1 protein-coding gene, 10 tRNA genes, 1 rRNA gene and 1 other RNA gene are annotated in these 3,602 nt (G+C 40.9%); all 13 read left to right on the top strand.

Annotation, left to right across the window (positions count from 1 at the left end):
- Positions 1-49: 49 nt before the first annotated feature.
- A tRNA-Pro gene (locus N7Z68_RS24045) sits at positions 50-126 on the top strand.
- Positions 127-284: 158 nt separating this feature from the next.
- Positions 285-358 (top strand) — tRNA-Gly (locus N7Z68_RS24040).
- A gap of 12 nt (positions 359-370) precedes the next feature.
- Positions 371-447, top strand: a tRNA-Ile gene (locus N7Z68_RS24035).
- A gap of 3 nt (positions 448-450) precedes the next feature.
- Positions 451-526 (top strand) — tRNA-Asn (locus N7Z68_RS24030).
- A gap of 6 nt (positions 527-532) precedes the next feature.
- Positions 533-623: transfer RNA gene (locus N7Z68_RS24025), tRNA-Ser, on the top strand.
- Positions 624-639: 16 nt separating this feature from the next.
- A tRNA-Glu gene (locus N7Z68_RS24020) sits at positions 640-714 on the top strand.
- Between the two features lie 36 nt (positions 715-750).
- Positions 751-1,015, top strand: an RNA gene (gene ffs / locus N7Z68_RS24015) — signal recognition particle sRNA large type.
- 16 nt (positions 1,016-1,031) lie between these two features.
- Positions 1,032-1,107 (top strand) — tRNA-Ala (locus N7Z68_RS24010).
- 8 nt (positions 1,108-1,115) lie between these two features.
- Positions 1,116-1,191: transfer RNA gene (locus N7Z68_RS24005), tRNA-Thr, on the top strand.
- Between the two features lie 184 nt (positions 1,192-1,375).
- Positions 1,376-1,451 (top strand) — tRNA-Lys (locus N7Z68_RS24000).
- Between the two features lie 10 nt (positions 1,452-1,461).
- A tRNA-Leu gene (locus tag N7Z68_RS23995) sits at positions 1,462-1,545 on the top strand.
- 242 nt (positions 1,546-1,787) lie between these two features.
- The gene (locus tag N7Z68_RS23990) at positions 1,788-2,651 is read left to right on the top strand and encodes a tyrosine-type recombinase/integrase (protein WP_275120942.1); all 864 of its coding nucleotides are present in this window, start codon (positions 1,788-1,790) and stop codon (positions 2,649-2,651) included.
- Between the two features lie 639 nt (positions 2,652-3,290).
- Positions 3,291-3,602 (top strand): 16S ribosomal RNA (locus tag N7Z68_RS23985); the annotation flags it as partial.

Here is a 3,602-nt window from a genome sequence, read left to right as displayed (position 1 = left end):
CGAATCAAAAGGTCGGGAGTTCGAATCTCTCAGGGCGCGCCATATTAAACGGGAAGTGGCTCAGCTTGGTAGAGCACCTGGTTTGGGACCAGGGGGTCGCAGGTTCAAATCCTGTCTTCCCGACCAGCTTATAATTAAAAGAAGATAAAAGATGCGGATGTAGTTTAATTGTAAAACCTCAGCCACGAGCAACACATCTATGATTTACTACGAGTTGCGTCGACGCATTAGCTTCATTGAATTTGCTAGAAGAGAAAGAGGCATGATTTTTAAGTGAATAACCTGCGGGTGTAGTTTAATGGTAAAACCTCAGCCTTCCAAGCTGATGTCGTGGGTTCGATTCCCATCACCCGCTCCATTTATTATTTGTGGGCCTATAGCTCAGCTGGTTAGAGCGCACGCCTGATAAGCGTGAGGTCGGTGGTTCGAGTCCACTTAGGCCCACCATATTCCACAGTAGCTCAGTTGGTAGAGCAATCGGCTGTTAACCGATCGGTCGCAGGTTCGAGTCCTGCCTGTGGAGCCAAAATCTGGAGAAGTACTCAAGTGGCTGAAGAGGTGCCCCTGCTAAGGGTATAGGTCGGGTAACCGGCGCGAGGGTTCAAATCCCTCCTTCTCCGCCAGGACAGTTTATACGATGGCCCGTTGGTCAAGCGGTTAAGACACCGCCCTTTCACGGCGGTAACACGGGTTCGAATCCCGTACGGGTCACCATTTTATAAAAACATAAGTTACATTTCTAAATACTTACCGTGCTAGATGGGGAGTTGGCGGTGCCCTGTAACCTGCAACCCGCCTTAGCAGGATTGAATTCCCACAAGCGGTGCGATATATGTGAGGTTTGCCTTATGCAAGTAGTGTTGACCATTGGGGTCTGCGCAACAGGAACCTACGAACTTGGTCAGATCCGGAAGGAAGCAGCCATAAGTAGATCATTCTGTGTGCCGCAGGTCGCCCTGATCGAGCTGGCTACATAAGTAACACTCATGTGTCCGTATCAATTGTGGGTGCACGGTTTATCTAATACTTTTGGGGCCTTAGCTCAGCTGGGAGAGCGCCTGCCTTGCACGCAGGAGGTCAGCGGTTCGATCCCGCTAGGCTCCACCAATTTTTTAGCCGGTGTAGCTCAATTGGTAGAGCAACTGACTTGTAATCAGTAGGTTGGGGGTTCAAGTCCTCTCGCCGGCACCACCTTTACATGATTATACATCATGAGCCATTAGCTCAGTTACGAGCAAGACAGCGTGAATTTGCTACGAGTTGTTCCGACACAGCCTGCTACAAAGGATTACTAGTAGAGGAAGGAACAGGTAGGACCACGAAGGAAGACATCGTCCGTAAGCAACATGATAAACTACACATGATTATACATCATGAGCCATTAGCTCAGTTGGTAGAGCATCTGACTTTTAATCAGAGGGTCGAAGGTTCGAGTCCTTCATGGCTCACCATTTTAATATTGCGGGTGTGGCGGAATTGGCAGACGCGCTAGACTTAGGATCTAGTGTCTTTGACGTGGGGGTTCGAGTCCCTTCACCCGCACCAGTTTTAAGTGAATGATCCTCGATTAATTTGCTACTATGCTAAATAACATAATAGTACTTGAAGAGTGCGTAAGAAATTTTAAATAAATTATAAAAAAAATAGTATACATACATAACCCAAAAGATCAATTTACTATTGAACTTTTGGGTTATTTTATTAGTTTTTGTCATATTCTTGCGTAGAATTGACATACTTTTTAAAACAAGGTATACTGATTGCAAAACCATGAGGGGGAGATAGTTTTGAAAAATCAATATTCTGAAAATGGAGACATAACTGAAATACTAGATTCTTTTGGAAGCTATCTCTCTCAAAAAGGCAGGTCAGAAAATACTAAGAAAACGTATTGCGGAGTTCTGCAATCTTTCTTTATATGGTTAGAAAGTCATGGTAAATTCAATAAAGAAGTGAATAAAGAAGATGTTCAAGCTTATATAAGTCACCTGCAAGGAGAACAACGCAGTTTTTCAACGATTAAAAAGATCATTAATACCATTAATACGTATGCAAAATCCATTAATCGATTAGATCTTACGCAAGATATTCAATATGAAAAAGGTGAAAATGATAAAGCGGCGTTTGTTCCTGAGATTTTAAGTGAACAAGAAGTTAAGAATCTATTAAATGAAATCGAGGCAGCTGGGAATAAACGTAATACTGCTATCATTTATACGTTGTTAGAAACAGGAATTCGTGTCTCGGAACTTTGTTCGTTAAATACATCTGACCTCAAATTAAATGAAAAAAACCAAACAGGACAACTAATCATTAGAAGTAAACAAGAAGCCAATAATCGAACGATTCCACTGACAAGGTCGGTCGTTCAGCATCTAAAGGAATACTTAAATTCTAGAGATGATCAAGAAGAAGCTCTATTTTTATCGAATTATCAAAAACGAATTGCTGCTCGTACCGTTCAGCATACGTTAAAACAATTCGGAGTTCATCCGCATAAACTTCGACACACCTTTTGTTACAACTTAGTGCAAAAAGGTCTAGATCTATCGATTGTCGCTCAATTGGCAGGTCATTCAGATACTAATTTAATCAAACAATATTTAAAATTCGAAATGGACAATAATACCAACGACGAAAAATACGCATAATATATAGAGCATTCAGGCCAAAACCTGAATGCTTTTTTCTTTTGGCCTCCTAAAAATTATCTAATCTATTTTTTGCAGTAGAAGGCGAAAAAGGCCTAATCAGTATTTTTTCTACCTATATAAAATTGTCTGGAGTTCCAGCTGAAAAGTGTATAATCGAAAATGGTGGCTTTGGATTAGATGAAAGCGAATATGAAGAGCACTTGAAATAAAAATCTCCGTAAGATACATTTAAATAAAGGGGTTGGGTATTATATCGTACGTTAAGAAAAATAATGACCCAGATGAAAAACATTAAAAAATACATTGCGTGGAATTAATAAATATGATAAAGTATTTAATGTCGTCATAATTAAGTGTAACAGAGTTCAATGATTTAAAAGATGTTGCTATTGTCAATTAATTATGTTAGAATAATATTTATCGCTAAAGAAACTAAATGAAGATCTACGAAAACATTTTTTTAAAAAGATGTTGCGCAGAATTTGGTTTCGTGATATAATAAATCTTGTCGTTAACAAGCGACTATAAAGTTCTTTGAAAACTGAACAAAAAGCCAAGCGAAATAAATGAGATACATGATATCTCGTCAATGTTTTAAAAACGTCACGTTTGTGACAATGAGCTACATCAAACACTTTTATGGAGAGTTTGATCCTGGCTCAGGACGAACGCTGGCGGCGTGCCTAATACATGCAAGTCGAGCGGACCTCATAAGAGCTTGCTCTTATGAGGTTAGCGGCGGACGGGTGAGTAACACGTGGGCAACCTGCCCTGTAGACTGGGATAACTTCGGGAAACCGGAGCTAATACCGGATAATCAATGACACCACATGGTGTCATTGTAAAAGTTGGGATACTAACACTACAGGATGGGCCCGCGGCGCATTAGCTAGTTGGTGAGGTAACGGCTCACCAAGGCGACGATGCGTAGCCGACCTGAGAGGGTGA

The organism is Alkalihalobacterium chitinilyticum (assembly GCF_029028005.1).
Classification (GTDB): Bacteria; Bacillota; Bacilli; order Bacillales; family Bacillaceae_F; genus Alkalihalobacterium; species Alkalihalobacterium chitinilyticum.
The sequence above is the reverse complement of the archived record's forward strand: the minus strand, read 5'-3'. Positions and strand labels throughout refer to the sequence as shown.